This is a genomic window from Methylobacterium sp., from assembly GCF_028290105.1.
Lineage (GTDB): Bacteria > Pseudomonadota > Alphaproteobacteria > Rhizobiales > Beijerinckiaceae > Methylobacterium.
Genome location: NZ_JAQGKL010000154.1, coordinates 18,365 through 36,019 on the forward strand (window position 1 = coordinate 18,365; position 17,655 = coordinate 36,019).

19 protein-coding genes and 2 tRNA genes are annotated in these 17,655 nt (G+C 71.1%); 15 read left to right on the top strand and 6 right to left on the bottom strand.

Annotated elements, in window-relative coordinates:
- Nucleotides 1-155: 155 nt before the first annotated feature.
- Complete coding sequence (gene ndk, locus JWQ05_RS11070; protein ID WP_299658498.1) at nt 156-578, top strand: nucleoside-diphosphate kinase; 423 nt, start codon at nt 156-158, stop codon at nt 576-578.
- 138 nt (nt 579-716) lie between these two features.
- Complete coding sequence (locus JWQ05_RS11075; RefSeq protein ID WP_299658499.1) at nt 717-1,094, top strand: hypothetical protein; 378 nt, start codon at nt 717-719, stop codon at nt 1,092-1,094.
- A 25-nt stretch (nt 1,095-1,119) separates the two neighbouring features.
- Here the strand turns inward: JWQ05_RS11075 and JWQ05_RS11080 are convergent, their stop codons facing one another.
- The gene (locus tag JWQ05_RS11080; protein ID WP_299658500.1) at nt 1,120-2,289 is read right to left on the bottom strand and encodes an AI-2E family transporter; all 1,170 of its coding nucleotides are present in this window, start codon (nt 2,287-2,289) and stop codon (nt 1,120-1,122) included.
- Nucleotides 2,290-2,596: 307 nt separating this feature from the next.
- Here JWQ05_RS11080 and JWQ05_RS11085 point away from each other — a divergent pair, with 307 nt between their 5' ends.
- The 9 genes from JWQ05_RS11085 (at nt 2,597) to JWQ05_RS11125 (ending at nt 10,099) form a co-directional block, all read left to right on the top strand.
- Complete coding sequence (locus tag JWQ05_RS11085) at nt 2,597-2,899, top strand: acyl carrier protein (RefSeq protein ID WP_244012312.1); 303 nt, start codon at nt 2,597-2,599, stop codon at nt 2,897-2,899.
- Between the two features lie 79 nt (nt 2,900-2,978).
- Nucleotides 2,979-3,479 (top strand): 3-hydroxyacyl-ACP dehydratase FabZ family protein, encoded by a 501-nt coding sequence (locus JWQ05_RS11090; protein WP_299658501.1) that lies wholly within the window; start codon nt 2,979-2,981, stop codon nt 3,477-3,479.
- A gap of 24 nt (nt 3,480-3,503) precedes the next feature.
- Complete coding sequence (locus JWQ05_RS11095; protein WP_299658502.1) at nt 3,504-4,643, top strand: beta-ketoacyl-ACP synthase; 1,140 nt, start codon at nt 3,504-3,506, stop codon at nt 4,641-4,643.
- Between the two features lie 59 nt (nt 4,644-4,702).
- Nucleotides 4,703-5,986 carry a beta-ketoacyl-ACP synthase gene (locus JWQ05_RS11100; protein WP_299658503.1) on the top strand — a complete coding sequence of 428 codons (1,284 nt, stop codon included), beginning with the start codon at nt 4,703-4,705 and terminating at the stop codon, nt 5,984-5,986.
- A complete protein-coding gene (locus JWQ05_RS11105; protein ID WP_299658504.1) occupies nt 5,983-6,747 on the top strand; it encodes an SDR family NAD(P)-dependent oxidoreductase in 765 nt (254 codons plus the stop codon). The genes JWQ05_RS11100 and JWQ05_RS11105 overlap by 4 nt, the downstream gene beginning before the upstream one ends.
- A 13-nt stretch (nt 6,748-6,760) precedes the next feature.
- Entirely contained in the window at nt 6,761-7,039 is a 279-nt protein-coding gene (locus JWQ05_RS11110; protein WP_299658505.1) for an SH3 domain-containing protein, read from the top strand.
- A 126-nt stretch (nt 7,040-7,165) separates the two neighbouring features.
- A complete protein-coding gene (locus JWQ05_RS11115; RefSeq protein ID WP_299658506.1) occupies nt 7,166-8,188 on the top strand; it encodes a zinc-binding dehydrogenase in 1,023 nt (340 codons plus the stop codon).
- Between the two features lie 92 nt (nt 8,189-8,280).
- Nucleotides 8,281-9,336, top strand: a complete 1,056-nt coding sequence (locus JWQ05_RS11120; RefSeq protein ID WP_299658507.1) for a lipid A biosynthesis lauroyl acyltransferase — start codon at nt 8,281-8,283, stop codon at nt 9,334-9,336.
- A 4-nt stretch (nt 9,337-9,340) separates the two neighbouring features.
- Nucleotides 9,341-10,099, top strand: coding sequence for a thioredoxin family protein (locus tag JWQ05_RS11125; protein ID WP_299658508.1), 759 nt, complete (start codon nt 9,341-9,343; stop codon nt 10,097-10,099).
- A gap of 131 nt (nt 10,100-10,230) precedes the next feature.
- Here JWQ05_RS11125 and JWQ05_RS11130 read toward each other — a convergent pair whose 3' ends face one another.
- From JWQ05_RS11130 to JWQ05_RS11145, 4 genes are all read right to left on the bottom strand, one after another.
- On the bottom strand, nt 10,231-11,109 hold the full coding sequence (locus JWQ05_RS11130) for an outer membrane protein (RefSeq protein WP_299658509.1): 879 nt from the start codon (nt 11,107-11,109) through the stop codon (nt 10,231-10,233).
- A gap of 355 nt (nt 11,110-11,464) precedes the next feature.
- On the bottom strand, nt 11,465-12,745 hold the full coding sequence (locus JWQ05_RS11135) for an aminopeptidase (protein WP_299658510.1): 1,281 nt from the start codon (nt 12,743-12,745) through the stop codon (nt 11,465-11,467).
- A gap of 93 nt (nt 12,746-12,838) precedes the next feature.
- Entirely contained in the window at nt 12,839-13,132 is a 294-nt protein-coding gene (locus JWQ05_RS11140) for a DUF2218 domain-containing protein (RefSeq protein ID WP_299658511.1), read from the bottom strand.
- Nucleotides 13,133-13,414: 282 nt separating this feature from the next.
- A complete protein-coding gene (locus JWQ05_RS11145) occupies nt 13,415-14,866 on the bottom strand; it encodes an FAD-binding oxidoreductase (protein WP_299658512.1) in 1,452 nt (483 codons plus the stop codon).
- 143 nt (nt 14,867-15,009) lie between these two features.
- Between JWQ05_RS11145 and JWQ05_RS11150 the strand changes: the two genes are divergently transcribed.
- The 4 genes from JWQ05_RS11150 to JWQ05_RS11165 all read left to right on the top strand — a co-directional run bounded on the left by JWQ05_RS11150 (nt 15,010) and on the right by JWQ05_RS11165 (nt 16,549).
- Nucleotides 15,010-15,708 carry a fumarylacetoacetate hydrolase family protein gene (locus JWQ05_RS11150; RefSeq protein WP_299658513.1) on the top strand — a complete coding sequence of 233 codons (699 nt, stop codon included), beginning with the start codon at nt 15,010-15,012 and terminating at the stop codon, nt 15,706-15,708.
- Between the two features lie 3 nt (nt 15,709-15,711).
- Nucleotides 15,712-16,188, top strand: coding sequence for an NUDIX domain-containing protein (locus tag JWQ05_RS11155; RefSeq protein WP_299658514.1), 477 nt, complete (start codon nt 15,712-15,714; stop codon nt 16,186-16,188).
- A 110-nt stretch (nt 16,189-16,298) separates the two neighbouring features.
- Nucleotides 16,299-16,373: transfer RNA gene (locus tag JWQ05_RS11160), tRNA-Gly, on the top strand.
- 101 nt (nt 16,374-16,474) lie between these two features.
- Nucleotides 16,475-16,549 (top strand) — tRNA-Gly (locus JWQ05_RS11165).
- 28 nt (nt 16,550-16,577) lie between these two features.
- Here JWQ05_RS11165 and ftrA read toward each other — a convergent pair.
- The gene (gene ftrA, locus JWQ05_RS11170) at nt 16,578-17,585 is read right to left on the bottom strand and encodes a transcriptional regulator FtrA (RefSeq protein WP_299658515.1); all 1,008 of its coding nucleotides are present in this window, start codon (nt 17,583-17,585) and stop codon (nt 16,578-16,580) included.
- Between the last annotated feature and the right edge of the window lie 70 nt (nt 17,586-17,655).

Here is a 17,655-nt window from a genome sequence, read left to right on the forward strand (position 1 = left end):
GGCGAATTTCCGGCGCTGTTGCGCCAAAGCCATGACCGTCCGGAATCGTCCACCGTCCCCAGGGGATTCCGGCTCGGGTTGAGGGTGGGGAGCCCGCCCGCTATAAGCCCGGCGCCGAAGCCATTTTCGGCTGAGCGATCACAACCGGACGGACCATGGCCACCGAGCGCACCTTCTCCATTCTCAAGCCCGACGCGACGAAGCGGAACCTGACCGGCGCGGTCAATGCCGTGATCGAGAAGGCGGGCCTGCGCATCGTCGGCCAGCGCCGCATCCAGATGAGCCGCGCCCAGGCCGAGACGTTCTACGAGATCCACAAGGAGCGCCCGTTCTTCGGCGAGCTCGTGGAGTTCATGACCTCCGGCCCCGTCGTGGTGCAGGTCCTCGAGGGCGAGAACGCCGTCGCGAAGTACCGTGAGGTGATGGGCGCCACCAACCCAGCCAACGCCGACGCGGGCACCATCCGCAAGACCTTCTCGGAATCGGTCGGCGAGAACACCGACCACGGATCGGACAGCCTCGAGAACGCCAAGGCCGAGATCGCCCAGTTCTTTCAGGATTCCGACATCGTCGGCTGATCGCCGTCTCGTGCGCCGCGGCTCCCATCCGGGGCGGCGGCGTTTGGGGGCCAGTGTGGCCCCGGCGCCCTTGCGCGGGCGCGACGCCCCCGTGAAACCGGTTCGTTCCCGAATCGCTTTCACGGACCTATCATTCCCATGCGCCTCATCGCCCCGCGCACCGGCCGGCTCCTGCTCGCCGCCGGCCTGCTCTCGCTCGTCGCCGCCTGCAACGCCAACAATCCCGGCCCGACCGCGTCGCTCGCCGGCTACACGCCCGACCCGGCGCTGAAGACCGCCTCCACCGGCAACCTCACGGGCCGCGTACGCCACGCCTGCACCGTGACCCAGGGCCGCCTGCAGAACGTCTCCGAGGTGTCGCTGGCCCGTCCCTGCGGCTGCTACGCCAACCGCACGCTCGCCAGCCTCGACAAGGGCGAGCTCGATGCCTACCGCACCAGCGGCTACTTCAACGACACGGCCCGCGCCAAGGCGCTCTCGGCCCTCGACAGCTGCCAGTTGCCGCGCCCGGCCTGAGCACCTTCGGGGAGGTCCCGGGCCCTCAGGCCCGGGGCTCCACCGCCTCGGCGCCTTGCGTGAATTCCCGCCAGAGCAGGATCAGCGCCGCCATCACCGCCGGGCCGAGGAACAGGCCGAGCAGCCCGAAGCTCTCGACGCCGCCGAGGATGCCGAGCAGCACCCAGAGGAAGGGCAGGCGGGTCGTGCCGCCGATCAGCGCCGGACGCACGAAGTGGTCCGCGATGAAGGTGACGACGAAGCCCGAGACCACCACGACGATGGCCGGAACCACCGTCCCGTTGGCGAGCAGGATCAGGGCCGCGATCCCGAAGACCAGCGGCGCCCCGAACGGGATCATCGCCGCCACCGCCGTCAGCGCCCCGAGCAGCACGGGATGCGGCACGCCGGCGAAGTAATAGACGATCCCGAGCAGAACGCCCTCGCCGAGCCCCACCAGGACGAGGCCGTCCACGGTGCCGTGGACCGAGGCCACCATCTGGCGCGCCACGCGCTCGCCGCGCGGGCCGAACAGCTTGGCGCTCGCGGTCAGCACCTGCGCGGCCACCGCGCGCCCGTCCCGGAACAGGAAGAACAGGGCGACGAGGCTGAAACCGAACAGCACCGCCCGGCGCACGATCTGCGCCCCGAGGCTGCGCGTCACGCCGATCACCGAGGAATTGTCGAGGCGGTGGAGCAGCTCCGAGCCGGCGGCCGGATGACTCAGGTTTTCCGCCCACCAGCTTTGCGCCGGCGCCGCGCCGAAGGGGAGCCGGGCCAGGAGGTCGGGCACCGGGATGCCGGTCTTCTCGAAGGAGCGGGCCCAGGCCATCACGTCGTGGGCCTCGCGCGCCGCCTGGATGGCGAGGACCACGAGGGGGAGCAGGAACACCAGCGCCACCGCCGCCGTGAACAGGGCCGGCAGGGCGATGTTGTGCCCGCCCGGCGGCCAGCGCCGCTCGGCCCGGGCGTAGAGCGGCCCCAGGGCGATGGCCAGGATCACCGCCCAGACCAGGGCCGGAATGAACGGGTGCAGCACCCAGAGGCCGAGGGCCGAGAGCGCCAGAACCAGCGCGATGCGGGCCACGCCCTGCGCCTGTCCCGACAGGGGGTGCGGGCCCGCACGCGGCGGCCCGCCGGGCTCGGTCGCGATCGATCGGGAATCGGGCGACCCGAGCGCCTCCGGACGGCGTTCGGCTTGGGGAAGGTTTGCCATCGTCTCAACTGACCTCGTGCGGAGCGGCCGCCCGCGCGGCCTCCACGTCTGTGCGCTGCATCTAGTCCGCCGCGGCGGAATCGGAATGGTCGCGTCCCGCCATTCTAAGCCGCCCGGGTGGCCAAGGTTGCCCGTGCTACCCCCCTCGTGTAAGGGACCGCCTTCACTGTCCAGGGCTGCGCAGACGCCGGCCCACCGGGCATGCTGCGCGACCGGGGGGCACCGGGCATCATGCGCCGGACCGTTCCGGCTCGGCGTCGGCTTCGCGCCGGTTCCGGCGGGATACCCAGTTACACGGCGAGAACGCATGTCCGAGCAGACCCACACCGCCACCTTCGACCGCGTCGCGGACATCATCGCCGACACCGCCGACATCCCGCGCGACACGATCACCCCCGAGAGCCACGCCATCGACGATCTCGGGATCGATTCGCTCGCTTTCCTCGACATCGCCTTCGCGGTGGACAAGGCCTTCGGCATCAAGCTTCCTCTCGAGCGTTGGACCCAGGAGGTCAACGAGGGCAAGGTGCCGGCCGAGGAGTACTTCGTCCTGAAGAACCTCTGCGCGCGCATCGACGCGCTGGTGGCCGAGAAGGCCGCCAAAGCCTGATCCGCGAGGCTTGAGCCGGGCCGCAATGATCCGGCGCGGCTTCGTCGAAAAACCCGCCCGCCCGGGACCGTAGGACGCCATGCGCCTCGAATATTTCGAGATGATCGATACCGTGACCCGGTTCGACCGCGAGGCGGGCCGGATCGAGGCCTTGGCCCGCGTGCCGATGGAGAGCCCCGTCTTCGAGGGGCACTTCCCCGAGCACCCCCTGGTGCCGGGCGTGCTGCTGACCGAGACCATGGCGCAGGCCTCGGGCTACCTCGTGCTGGCCCATCTGGGCTTTCGCCAGATGCCGTTCCTGATGGGCGTCGACAAGGCGCGCTTCCGCTCGTTCGTCGGGCCCGGCGCCGAACTCCACATCGAGGCGAGCCTGGAGCATGACGGCTCCGGCTACGCGGTGACCAAGGCGGCCATCCGCCACGACGGCAAGCCCCTCGCCAATGCCGAGCTGCGCTTCCGCACCATGCCCTTCCCCGCCGGCCTCGACGCGCCGATGCGCGAGCGGGCTCGCAGGATCGGCCTGTTCGATCTCGCGGGCGAGCCCGCCGCCGTCGAGCCAGGGGCCGGGACGCCGTCATGAATATCTCGCCATGAACATCTCTCTATGAGCACCCTGCGCGACGTCGTCGTCACCGGCATCGGCCTCGTCTCCTGCGCGGGCGAGGGGGTCGCCGCGCATCTGGCGGCCCTCGGTGCGGGCGCCCCGGCCCGCACCGACACGGAAAGCTTCGCGCCCTACACCGTTCATCCGGTGGCACCGCTGGCGCTGGACGGGCAGATCCCGAAAAAGTCCGACCAGCGCCAGATGGAGCCCTGGCAGCGGCTGGGCGTCTATGCCGCCGGGCTCGCCCTCGATTCCGCCGGGGTGAAGGCGGATGCAGACCTGAAAGGCCGCATGCACCTCGTGGTGGCCTGCGGCGGCGGCGAGCGCGACACGGGCGTCGACGGCGCGATCCTCACGGGCCTGCGCGAGGCGGCCGATCCGGGCGCCTACCTCAACGAGCACTTGCTGAACGACCTGCGCCCGACGCTGTTCCTGGCCCAGCTCTCGAACCTGCTCGCGGGCAACATCGGCATCGTCCACGGGGTCACGGGAGCCTCGCGCACCTTCATGGGCGAAGAGGCCTCCGGCACCGACGCCCTGCGCATCGCCCAGGCTCGGATCGCCTCGGGGCAGGTCGATTGCATGCTGGTGGGCGGCTCCTACAGCGCCGAGCGGCCCGACGTGATGGTGATCCACGAGATGGGCGGCTACCTGCGCGCCCGCGACTTTCGCCCCGTCTTCGAGCGGGGCGAACCGGGCGAGGCGGGCTTCATCCTGGGCAGCGCCGCCGCCTTCCTGGTGCTGGAAGCATCCGAGCACGCCACGGCCCGCGGCGCGCGGGCGCTGGCCCGCCTCGGGCCCGTGGCGAGCGACCTTACCCGGCGCCGCCCCGGCAGCACCGAGGCGAGCCTGAGCGCCCTCTGGGCGACGACGGGGCTCGAGGCACCGGACGCGGTGATCTCCGCCGCCACCGGCGTCCAGCCGGTCACGGTGGAGGAGGGCGCGGCCCTGGCGCGCCTCGCCCCCGGCGCCGCGGTGACGGCGCTCGGCGACGTCACCGGCCATACGCTGGAGACGGCCGCACCGCTCGGCGCCGCGCTCGCCGCGGCCCTGGTCTCCGAGAGGGGGCTGGGCGAGGTGGCGATCACGGTGGTGGGCCACCGGCGCGGCGAGGGCGTGATTCGGGTGATGGCGGCCTGACCGCGCGGCGCCTGCCCCGGGCACGGGTGGCTTCCAGGAAAACGGTGTAGAACGGCGCGATGACGAACCGATCCCTCCGCGACGCGAAAGGCCGCCCCCTGGTGGCGGTGACGGGCCTCGGCATCGTCACCTCCCTCGGGCAGGGCCAGGCCGACAACTGGGCCGCCCTCACGGCGGGCCGCTCGGGCATCCACGCGATCAAGCGCTTCCCCACGGAAGGCCTGCGCACCCGCATCGCCGGCACCGTGGACTTCCTCGACACCGATCCGCTGGTGGCACCCGCCCTGTCGCAGCGCTTCGCCGAGGAGGCCGCCGGCGAGGCGATCGCACAAGCCGGAATCGGCCGGCCGGGGGATTTTCCCGGCGCGCTGTTCATCGCGGTGCCCCCTGTGGAGATCGAGTGGCCGCAGCGCCAGGCATTGGCCGAGGCCTCCGGCCAGAACGGGCCGATCACCTACACCGACCTGCAGCGCGCCGCCGCGAGCCGGCGCTTCGATTCCTGGCACGACCTCTTCATCTTCGGCACCGTGGCCGACCACATCGCCGAACGTTTCGGCACCAAGGGCTCGCCGATCTCGCTCTCCACCGCCTGCTCGTCGGGGGCCACCGCGATCCAGCTCGGCGTCGAGGCGATCCGGCGCGGCGAGGTGAGCGCCGCCCTCTGCATCGGCACCGACGGCTCGGTGAACCCGGAATCCCTGATCCGCTTCTCGCTGCTCTCCGCCCTCTCGACCCAGAACGATCCGCCTGAGGGCGCGTCAAAACCCTTCTCGAAGAACCGCGACGGCTTCGTCATGGGCGAGGGCGCCGGCGCCCTGGTGCTGGAGGACGCGGACGCCGCGCGGGCGCGGGGGGCGACGATCCTCGGCTACGTCCTCGGCTGCGGCGAGAAGGGCGACGGCTTCCACCGCACCCGGTCGAGCCCCGACGGGGCCCCCGGCATCGCGGCGATCCGCGCGGCCCTCGACGATGCCGGCACCGCGCCCGATTCCATCGACACAGTGAACGCCCACGGCACCTCGACGCCGGAGAACGACAAGATGGAGGCGATGAGCTGCGCGGCCGTGTTCGGCGATCGCATCCGCACCCTGCCGGTCTCGTCCAACAAGTCGATGATCGGGCACACGCTCACGGCGGCCGGCGCGGTCGAGGCGGTGATCTCGCTCCTCACCCTCGCGCATGGGCGCATCCCGCCCACGATCAACTACGCGGTGCCCGACCCCGCCATCCCCCTCGACATCGTGGCGCAGGCCCGCGACGTGCCCGTGCGCCGGGTGCTGTCGAACTCCTTCGGCTTTGGCGGCCAGAACACCTGCCTCGTGCTGGCGGACGAGCCCGCATGAGTTCCGAACCCGCCAAGCGCGTCCTCGTCACCGGGGGGGCTTCCGGCCTCGGCTCCGCCATCGTGCGGGCGCTCGCCGCCGCCGGGTACGACGTGACCTTCACCTATCGCTCGTCGGGGGAGGCGGCCGAACGCCTCGTCGCCGACTTCTCGGAACGGCACCCGGACCGGATCGTCACGGCGGAGGCCCTGGATCTGGCGGATCGCGGGGCGGTCGACGCCTTCTGCGAGCGGGCCGAGGAGGTGGGCTTCCACGGCTTCGTTCACAATGCCGGCCAGTCCTACGACGCGCTCGCGGCGATGCTGGACCAGGACCGGGCCGAGGCGGCCATGCAGGTGAACTTCTGGTCGCTGACGCGGCTCGCGAAAGCCCTGGTGCGGGGCATGATCCGCGCGCGCTCCGGGCGCATCGTCGCCATCGGCTCGGTGGCCGCCCTCCAGGCCAATCCCGGCAACGCGGCCTACGCCGCCACCAAGGGCGCGCTGATCGCCTATTGCCGGACGCTGGCGATCGAATCGGCCAAGCGCGGCGTCACCGTCAACGTGATCGCGCCGGGCTTCATCGACACCGGGATGATGGCCCCCTATGCCGCCCACCGGGCCACCATGGAGCGCCAGATCCCCGCCGGGCGCTTCGCGACACCCGAGGACGTCGCGGCGCTCGCGGCCTTCCTGATGGGCGAGGGGGCGGCCTACATCACCGGGGCGGTGCTGCCCGTCGATGGCGGCCTCACCGCGATGATGGGCGTCCACCGCTCCTGAGATCAGGTCTTCGATGTCCCCGTTCCGCCCCGCCCTGGCCCTCGTCCTGCTCGCCGCCGGCCCGGCTTCGGCCGCCGAGGCGTTCTTCGTCGGCGGCCTGCCGCGCAGCGAGACCCTGAGCATCCGCGAGACGCCGGACGCCGCCGCGCCGGCCCTCGGCCAAGTCCCGGTCGGCGCCCGCATCCGCGGCTTCGGTTGCACCAGCGACACCCCGAGCGGGCTGACATGGTGCCGGGTCAAGGCGGGCCCCATCCTGGGCTGGGCGCGACGGCGCTACCTTTCGCCCGAGTGAGCCGGGTTGATGCGTCGGGACGGCGTGCTTAGGACGGGCGCAGTTCCTTGGACCCGAGATCGATTCCGAAGATCTCGCACGCTGTTCGAACGGGCGACCGTCCGATCCCTGCGGAAAGACGCATTCATGAAAGCCCTCCAGCTCTACGGTGACCGCGACCTGCGCCTCGAGGACGTCGCGGAGCCCGCCGCCCCCGGTCCCGGCGAGGTCCAGATCCGGGTGCGGGCGGTGGGCCTGAACTTCATCGACGTCTGGGGCTTTCGCGGCATGGCCTTCGCCAAGCGCAAGCTGCCGCTCACCGTCGGCGCCGAGGCCTCGGGCGAGATCGTCTGCGTCGGCGAGGGCGTCGAGGGGCTGGCGCCCGGCGACCCCGTGGCGATGTACGGCGCGCAGACCTGCGGGCAGTGCAAGGCCTGCCGCGAGGGCCGCGACAACCTCTGCGAGAACGTCTCCGGCGTCATGGGCTTCCACATCGACGGGTTTGCCCGCGAGCGGGTCACCATGCAGGCCCGCCTCGTGGTCAAGATGCCGGAGGGCGTCCGCTTCACGGATGCGGCCTGCGCCCCGGTGGCCTTCGGCACCGTGCAGCACATGCTGTTCGACAATGCCCGCCTGGAACCCGGCGAGAGCATCCTGGTCCATGCCGGCGGCTCGGGCATCGGCACGGCGGCGATCAAGATGGCGAAAGCCATCGGCTGCACGGTGTTCACCACCGTGGGCGACGACGGCAAGGGCGAGAAGGCCAGGGCGCTCGGCGCCGACCACGTCATCAACTACCGCGACGAGCGCTTCGAGGGCGAGGTCCGTCGCCTGACCAAGCGCAAGGGCGTCGACGTGGTGTTCGAGCATGTCGGGCCCGACACCTGGAACGGCTCGCTGCTCTGCCTCAAGCGCGGCGGGCGCCTCGTCACCTGCGGCTCCACCTCGGGCGTCTCCACCACCATGAACCTGATGCAGCTGTTCCAGCAGCAATACCGCATCACCGGCTCGTTCGGCTGCTCGATGGCCAACATCCGCGACGCGCTGGCCAAGATGGCGCAGGGCATCACGCCGGTGGTGGACACGATCCTGCCGCTGGCGGACTTCGCGCAAGGGCTGGAGCGCCTGGAATCCCGCAAGGTCTTCGGCAAAATCCTGGTGACGCTCTGAGTTGCAGCGCGCACGGGTGCCCACCCGCGCCGAAATGAATTATGCCAGGAACCAGGGCCGTCGCCGGAACGTCCCGCGTCACGGAATTCGTTTTGCTTCGCCTTGCCCTCGTCCTGAAGCGTAACCTGCCACGGCTCGCCGGGCTCGCGATGATTCCCCTGATCCGGGGCCTGTTCCTGTTGGCGCGGGCGCTCGGCGCCGAGCGCGCGAGCCGGGTCGGCGGACGCCTCGTCCGGACCATTGGCCCCTTCCTCCCCGCCCACCGCACCGCCATGGCGAACCTGCGGGCGGCCTTTCCCGAGCACGACGAGGCCGCGATCCGCGCCCTGGCCGGGCAGGCCTGGGACAATCTCGGCCGCACGGGCGCCGAATACGCGCATCTCCAGACCCTGTTCGACCTCGATCTGGCGGATCTCTCCGCGAGCCGGCACATCACGGTCTCGGGTGAGAACCACTTCGCGGACCTGCGCGACGACGGCAAGCCCGGGCTGATCTTCTCCGCCCACCTCGCCAACTGGGAACTGCCCGCGATCTGCGCGGCGAAGTTCGGCCTCGACGCCACCGCGATCTTCCGTCCGCCCAACGACGCGGCCTCCGCCCAGCTGGTGCAGGAGGTGCGCCGCCAGACCATGGGGGGTCTCGCGGCCGCCGGCCAGGGGGCGGTCTTCGCCATGCAGGGCGTCGTCGATCGCGGCGGCCATCTCGGCCAGCTCATCGACCAGCACTTCACCCGTGGCGTCGTGGTCGAGTTCTTCGGCAAGCCCGTCCTCGTCAACCCGCTCCTGGGCAAGCTCGCCCGCCATTACGAGTGTCCGGTCCACGGGGCCCGGGTGGTGCGCCGCGAGGGCACGCGCTTCCACCTGGAACTCACGCCCCCCCTCGACCTGCCGCGCGACGCCACCGGCGCCATCGACGTCCAGGGCGCGATGCAGGCGATGACGCGGGTGATCGAGGACTGGATCCGCGAGAACCCCGGCCAGTGGCTCTGGATGCACCGGCGCTGGCGCCCCGCCATGCTGCCCAAACCGAAGCCCGGTGGGCCGCAGGCGGCGAGTACCCAAAAGGCACCAGGTGCCGAAGTGGCGGCGAGTGTACAGGCCGATCGAGGGACCGTGACACCCGCCGACCGCCAGCCGGCGGTATCGTGACAGCATGAGCCGCGACGCCACCCTCCTGCCTCGCCGAACCGTCGGCCTGCTGCTCGCCGGCGCCCTGGGCGCCAGCGCGACGCGGGCGAGCGCGAGCGAGCGGCATCCGGTGGTGATCGAGCTCTACACCAGCCAGGGCTGCGGCTCCTGCCAGTCGGCGTCGCGGGTGCTCGCGGAGTTCGCCCGTGAGCCCGGCGTGATCGCCCTGACCTTCCCGATCACCTACTGGGACTATCTCGGCTGGAAGGACGTCTACGGCATGGCCGCGTTCACGGCGCGCCAGCGTGCCTATGCGGCCCTGCGCGGCGAGCGACAGGTCTTCACGCCCCAGGCCATCGTCAACGGCAAGCCCTCGATGATCCGCTCGGACCGCAACGCCCTGGAGCGCGCCCTGCGCCGGGCCCGGGCGGGCAGCCCGTCCCAGGTTTCGGTCAGGAGTTGGGAGGAAGGCGACCGGATCTGCGTCGATGTCGGCGCGGGCGGCGAAGCGGACGCCCCGGCCGATCTCTGGCTGCTGCCGGTGATGCGTCGCCGCCGCATCGAAATCGGCGGGGGCGACAACAAGGGCCAGGTCTTCGACTACATCAACGTCGTGCGCGGGATGCACCGGATCGGCCCCTGGACGGGGCGCGCGGCCCATTTCGAGGTCTCGCGTCATGCGGCCCGCGTGGCGGAGGCCGATTCCTACGTCGTGGTTCTGCAGGGCGGTAGCGAGGGACGCCCCAGCCGCATCCTCGGCGCCGCCAAGGCACCGGGTTTCTAGGAACGCTTTTTCGCGGGCGGGCTCGGCCGAACCAGAAACACCCCGGGATCGCTCCCGGGGTGCCGTCTGACCGAGCGGCCAGTCTGATCGGGCTGGGGATGCTCAGGCCAAACCGGTGTGCCGGCCCCGCGTTAGTAGGTGCCGAACTTGTAGTTCAGACCGGCGCGCACGACGGCGAATTCGTCCGAGCGGCGGCTGGTGTAGCCGGTGGTGGACGCATATCCAGTGCCGGAAACGTTGTAGACGGTCCCGGTGCTGTTCGAATACGCGAAGGCGCCGTTGGTGCTGTTCCGGTCGAGGCTGACATAGAGCCCCTCGACCTTCACCGTGACCGCCGAGGACCGGAAGAAGTTCAGGAACGAGTCGGTGGGCAGGGCGTACTCGATGCCGCCGCCGGCCGCCCAGCCCGTGCGGAACGAGTCGCTGGTGCTGTTGGGCAGGCCGAAGCTGGAGCCGCCCCCGCCGCCATAGGCGAAGCCGCCGGTGCCGTAGACGAGGGTCCGGTCGAAGGCATAGCCGAGGCGGCCGCGCACGGTGCCGAAGTAATCGAGGTTCGACAGGCCGTTCGGGTTGACGAAGGTCAAGTCGGCATTGGGCGTGCCGGTGAAGGATGCCGTGTTCCGGTTGGCGCCGAAACCGAGATACTGGGCATCCGCCTCGACACCGATCACGAAGCCGGAGCCCGGCGTGAACTGGTAGTTGTAGCCGATCTGGCCGCCGCCCGAGAAACCATTGTTCGCCCGGTCGTTGCTGAAGGTGGCGACGCCCGGCGCGCCGCCATTGGCGATGAGGCCGGAGGCCGCCGAGGTGGTGACGACGGTGGACCCGCTGGTGCCGCTGCCCGCGTCGAACCCGTATCCGGCGTTGAGACCGGCATAGAAGCCGGTCCAGCTGAAGACCGGCACCGTCGTGAAGACGGGTGGGGCCGCGCGGCGCGGCAGATCGGCGGCGAAGGCCGCTCCGGAAACAAAGACAGCCACGGGGCCGGCGAGCAGAAGAGGCTTGATCATGAGATCCTCGTTGTCTCCCTGAGGAGATGGCGCATGCGGGGACAGGTTGCGACGGTCGCCCGTTCAGGGGGCCGGCCGCCCACATCCCGGCTTCCAAGCGCCGGCCAGCGCGCGTGGCGCGATGATCGGTGAACCGGGCGGATGGGGCGAGGTTCGGGTCATCGGCCTCACCCGGACGGTCGTTGGGTCCGTGGTCGTCGTGACCACCCCCTCTCATTGCGTGGGAAATTTACCCACGTCAACGGTACGCACGCGAATGTCGTGTGGTCCCGCACGCCCGGTGCATTCGGGCCCCAGGCTGCGCATTGTGGGCCTCCCCGTCAGGGCATCCCTGGCAATCGCGCGGAGGATCGTCTCAGTCGACCCACTCGCCGGCCCGCATCACCGGGATGGCGCGCCCCTCGGCGGAGAGGCCGTCGACGTCGATCCGGTCGGAGCCGATCATCCAGTCGATGTGGATCAGGCTGCGGTTGGCGCCGCGCGCCGCGAGATCGTCCTCGCTGTAATCCGCCCCGCCGTTGCGAAAACACTTGCTGTAGGCCTGGCCCAGGGCGATGTGGCTCGCGGCGTTCTCGTCGTAGAGGGTGTTGTAGAACAAGAGCCCCGAGGCCGAGATCGCCGAAGAGGCGGGCACCAGGGCCACCTCACCCAGGTGCCTCGCGCCCGCGTCGGTCTCCAGCACCTTGGCGAGCACGTCGTTACCGGTCCGGGCGCTCGCCTCGACGATGCGGCCCCCCTCGAAGCGCACCGTGATGCCGTCGATCAGGGTGCCCTGGTAGGAGAGCGGCTTGGTGCTGGTGACGGTGCCGTCGACCCGGTCCTTGTGGGGGGTGGTGAACACCTCCTCGGTGGGGATGTTGGCGTTGCAGACGATGCCACTTCGCGAGGCCGAGGCACCGCCGCACCATTCGTGATCGTCGGCCAGCCCTACGGTGAGATCGGTGCCGGGCCCGCCGAAGCGCAGGGCCGCGAAGCGGTGCGCGTTGAGCGCGTGCATGCGGGTGTGAAGGGCCGCGTTGTGCGCCTCCCAGGCCGCCACCGGATCGGGCCCGTCCACCCGCGAGGCGGCGAAGATCGCATCCCACAGGCGGGACACGGCCTCGGCCTCGGGCAGGTCCGGGAACACCGTGCGGGCCCAGGGCGTGGTCGCCGCCGAGACGATGGTCCAGTTCGTGGAGAAATTGGCGATGAGTTCGAGGGCCGGCACGTAGGCCTTCGAGCGGGCGCGGTTGGCGCGCGCGACCTTCGTCGAATCCTGGCCCGCCAGCAGGGACGGGTCGTCGCCCGCGATGGCGAGGCGGGCCGCGCCGTTGCGATAGGCCTCGGCCATGCCCGCGTAGAGCCAGCCGGCGGCCGTATCGAAGGCCTCGTCGGGGGCATGGGCGAAACGCGCCAGGGTGGCGGCGTCGTCCGAGTAGAAGGTGGTGACGAGGGAGGCGCCGGCCCGATAGGCCTCCTCCGTGATGGCGCGGGCGAGCGGCACCGTCTCGAGGGGCGCGGTGATCACCAGTTCCTGGCCCGCCCTCAGGCCGAGCCCAACCTTGACGGCGACCTCCGCGAGGCGCTGCAAACGCTCGGCGTGCAGCGGTGCGCTCGACGGCGCGGCCCCGTGGGCTGTCTGCGCGATCCCGTCCATGCTTTTCTCCCGGTCCTACCTCGAGCGTCCCGCGCTCAAGATCGGGTCCCGGGACCGCAGGTCAAGCCTCGACGGGCCGACCGGTCTGGGTGCTCAAGCGGCGCGCGACCAGGTGATCTCGCCGAGGTTCTCGCGGAAGGCGAAGCGCAGGAGATGGTCGGAGACCACGTTCTCGAGGCGCGTCAGCGCCGCCGGATCGGGGGTCGCCACCCGCATCAGCAGGGCGTCGGGACCGGCCTCGAAGGTGCAGACCCGGTCCTCGCCGAACGGCACGCGGCCGGCCGCATCGGTGGCTTCCACCGGGAATTTGTGGCTCCAGTGGCGGCAGAGTTGCTTCAGGTAGCGGCTCGCCTCGGCCGTCGGAACTCTCGCCTGGGAAGTCGGCATCGAACGCGTCTCCTGCTCGGTCTTCGGTCGTCGACCCACCCCGGCGGGCCGCCGTGTCGCGATGGCGCTGTCCTCTCCGATGAGAGGGCGAAAGGGTTAAGGCCGGGCTAACCCGCCGCAGCGCACCCAACCCGCCACCGTTGCGGTTCAAACTCTTACTCTGACCAGCGCAGCCGATTTATGGCGCGTTGCGGTCAACAATCTGACGTCTCTTTGTGCGACGCACAATAGTAATCCCGCAGCCCGCGACGGAGTTCCGGCTAAATTTTTGTTGATGCCGGTTCAAACGTCGAAGCCCGGCCTGACTTCGCCGGGCAGGACTTTGATGGGCAGGACTTTGCCCGGATTGAGGATGTTCCGCGGATCGAGGGCCGCCTTGAGGGTGCGCATCAGGTCGAGGGCGACCGGATCGGCATAGCGCCCGAGTTCCTCGCGCTTCAGCAGGCCGACGCCGTGTTCGGCGGCGATGGATCCGTCGAGGGCGTACACGATGTCGTGCACGATCCGGTTGAAGGGCTCCCACAGGGCCAGGAAGGCGGCCCGGTCCATGCCGACCGGCTGGCTCAGGTTGAAGTGGATGTTGCCGTCGCCGAAATGCCCGAAGGCGCAGACGCGCAGGCCCGGCAACGCAGCCTCGCAGGCTCGCGTGGCCCGGTCGAGGAATTCGGGCAGGCGCGAGAGCGGCACCGAGACGTCGTGCTTGATCGAGCCGCCCTCGGCCTTCTGGACCTCGGACAGGCTCTCGCGCAGGTCCCAGAAATCGCGAGCCTGCGCCTCGCTCGACGCAAGGGCGGCATCCCCGATCCGGTCTTCGCCATGCGCCCGGGCGAGCATCGCCGCCAGGAATTCGCCGGCGTCCTCGTCGGGCCGCGTGGTGGAGACCTCCACCAGGGCATAGGCCCCGTGGCTGCCCGCCAGGGGCGGCCGGGCCCCGGCGCGATGGCGCAGGACGATCTCCAGCCCGAAGGGCACCATGTACTCGAAGGCGGTGAGCGCCGCCCCGGCCTCGTCCCGCAGCGCCCGGAACAGGCCGAGCGCGGCCTCGGCGGAGGCGAGGCCCACGAAGGCCACCGCGCGCGACAAGGGCCGCGGGTGGAGCTTCAGCACCGCCGCCGTGATCAGTCCCAGGGTGCCCTCGGAGCCGAGGAAGAGGTGCTTGAGGTCGTAGCCCGCATTGTCCTTGCGCAGGCCCTTGAGCCCGTTCCAGACCCGGCCGTCGGCCAGCACCACCTCGAGCCCGAGGACGAGGTCGCGGGCATTGCCGTAGGCGAGCACCGCCGTGCCGCCCGCGTTGGTGGAGAGGTTGCCACCGATGCGGCACGAGCCCTCGGAGGCCAGCGAGAGCGGGAACAGCATCCCGGCGGCCTCCGCCGCAGCCTGCACCTCGCTGAGCACCATGCCGGCCTCCACGGTGATGCTGGCATTCACCGGATCGACCGCGCGCAGGCGCGTCAGCCGCGCCATGGAGACGACGATGCCCCCCTGCGGCAGCCCCCCGCCGACATGGCCGGTATTGCCTCCCTGCGCCACCACGGCCACGCCCGCCTCGGCGCAGGCCCGCACCGTGAAGGCGACCTCGGCGGTGTCGGCCGGCCGCACCACCGCGAGGGCGTGGCCCCGGCGCAGGCCCCGCGTCTCCGAAAGGTAGGGAGCGAGGTCGGCGGCATCCGTGAGGACATGGGCGCGCCCGAGTCGCTCGGTGAGACGGGTCAGAAGGGCGGGTGCGTCGGTCACGAAGAGGTCTCGCGCGGGCGGTGGGGACCAGCTGGGATGGCGCGGCCGGGTCCAGCCCCTATGATAGGGGAGGCGGTGCGCCCTGTGCAGGGCGAGGAACGGGGCGCTCCGCCGCATCCGCCATCTGTCGAGGTTGGAATCCCATGTTGTCCGTGATCCCGAACCCGCCCCGCATCGCCCTGCCGATCGTCGGCAGCGACGACCTGTTCCCGGTCCGGCGGGTCTATTGCGTCGGGCGCAACTACGCGGCCCACGCCCGCGAGATGGGCAAGGACCCCGACCGCGAGCCGCCGTTCTTCTTCATGAAACCCGCCGACACCCTGCAGGTCGTGGCTGGCACGGAGGCGGTCGATCACCCCTATCCGCCGCGCACGGAGAACTACCATTTCGAGGTGGAGATGGTGGCGGCCCTGGCGCTCGGCGGCCGCGACATCCCGGAGACGGACGCCCTCGGGCACGTCTACGGCTACGCGGTCGGCCTCGACATGACCCGGCGCGACGTCCAGGACGAGGCCAAGCGCCTGGCGCGGCCCTGGGATCTCGCCAAATCCGCCGATGCCTCGGCGCCGGTCGGGCCGCTGCATCCGGCCTCCGCGATCGGGCATCCGACCCGGGGCGCCATCACCCTGGCGGTGGACGCGGCGGAACGCCAGCGCGGCGACCTCTCGGAGATGATCTGGTCGCTTCCCGAGCAGATCGCGCTGCTCTCGACCTATTTCGAGTTGCATCCGGGCGACCTCATCTTCACCGGCACGCCGTCCGGCGTCGGCGCGGTCAAGCGGGGCGAGACCATGCACGCGGCCATCGACGGCCTCGGCGCCATCCATCTCCACGTGGTCTGAGGGTTGATCCTCGACCATTCCTGGGCCCGGCGGCTGTTCCACCTCGGGGCGCTGGCAACCCGCGGCATGACGCTCGGCGTGCGCGGGGCCGCCATCGACGAGGCGGGTCGGGTTTGCCTCGTGCGGCACACCTACGTGGCGGGCTGGCACCTGCCGGGCGGGGGCATCGAGGCGGGGGAGAGCGCGGCGGAGGCGATGATCCGCGAGTTCCGCGAGGAGGCCGAGATCGTGGTCGATCCTGCGCAGCCCCTGCGGCTGCACGGGTTCTACCACAACCGGGCGGCGGCCGGCCGCGACCACGTCGCGCTCTACGTCGCCCCCGCCTTTTCGGTGCGCGCCCCGAAGGCGCCGGACCGGGAGATCGCGGCCTGCGGGTTCTTTCCCCTCGACGCGCTCCCGCCGGAAACCACCCAAGCCACCCGTGTGCGCCTGCGCGAGATCCGGGAGGGCCTGCCGCCCGCCGCGCAGTGGCAGCCTTAGACGCCGGCAAACAGGCGCCGGATTCAGCGCTTGCAACACCCGGCGGAATGGTGTTTAGAGACGCCGTCCGGGGCCGCCGGCGGGTCTATCCATCGGCGGTACGGTTGTGAGCGGGTGTAGCTCAGGGGTAGAGCACAACCTTGCCAAGGTTGGGGTCGAGGGTTCGAATCCCTTCGCCCGCTCCAATTTACCGAACGAGACGACCGAAGCGGCGCCGTTGCAGAGCGGCGTCATCCTTCGTTGAGACGACGATCCGTCATGGGTTCGCCCGCCAGGACGGTTGTGAGCGGGTGTAGCTCAGGGGTAGAGCACAACCTTGCCAAGGTTGGGGTCGAGGGTTCGAATCCCTTCGCCCGCTCCAGTTTCCTTCTCCGATCCATCGCGACATATCAGGCGTCCTCCGGGGCGCCGTTCGTGTTTGTGGTCGCCCCCGCGCGGTAGGCGGACGGCGTCACCGAGAACCGCCGCCGGAAGTGCCGGCGCAGGGTGGCGGCCGTGGCGAAGCCCGCCGCCTCGGCGACCGCCTCCAGGGCCCGGTCCGGTTGCTCCAGGAGGTCGCGGGCCCGGTCGAGGCGAAGGCCGAGCAGCCACCGGGCCGGTGTGGTCCCCGTCGCGGCCGAGAAGCGGCGCAGCAGCGTGCGCCGGCTCATCCCGGCCCGTGTCGCGAGGGTGGCGATCGGCCAGTCGCGGCCCGGCTCCGCCCGCATCGCATCGAGCAGCGGCCCGAGCCGCGCGGCCTCGTGCACGACCGGCACGGGCTCGGCGACGATCTGCGCCTGCGCGCCGTCGCGGTGGGGCGGCACCACGAGGCGGCGCGCGACCCGGTTGGCGGCGGCGGCACCGAAATCGCGGCGCACGAGGTGCAGGCAGAGGTCGATCCCGGCGGCGCTGCCGGCGGAGGTCAGGATCGCGCCCTCGTCGACGTAGAGCACATCCGGGACGAAGCGGATGCCGGGATGCCGCTCGGCCAGCGCGCGGGCGTGGCGCCAATGGGTGGTGGCGCGCCGCCCCTCCAGCAACCCGGAGGCGGCCAGGACGAAGACGCCGGAGCAGATCGACAGGATGCGGGCCCCGCGCTCCGCCGCCGCGCGCAGCGCCGTGACGAGGGGCTCGGGCACCGGCATCCCGGGTCCGCGCCAGCCCGGCACCACGATGGTGCCGGCCTGCTCGAAGAGGTCGAGCCCGCCGTCGGCGAGGATGCGCACGCCGCCCTCCGCCCGCATCGGGCCGGGATCGAGGCCGGCCACCGCGAAGCGGTACCATGCCTCGCCCATCTCGGGGCGCGGCAGGCCGAAGATCTCGACGGCGACCCCGAACTCGAAGGTGCAGAGCCCGTCATAGGCCAGCACCACCACGAGGCGACGGGCGGGGGAGAGGGGCACCTGCGGCTTTGGCATGAACGCAACGCTAACTGGCAATCCGGCCCGGCGCCAAGCTGCACGCCCGAAGCTAGACCTGTCCTCCACC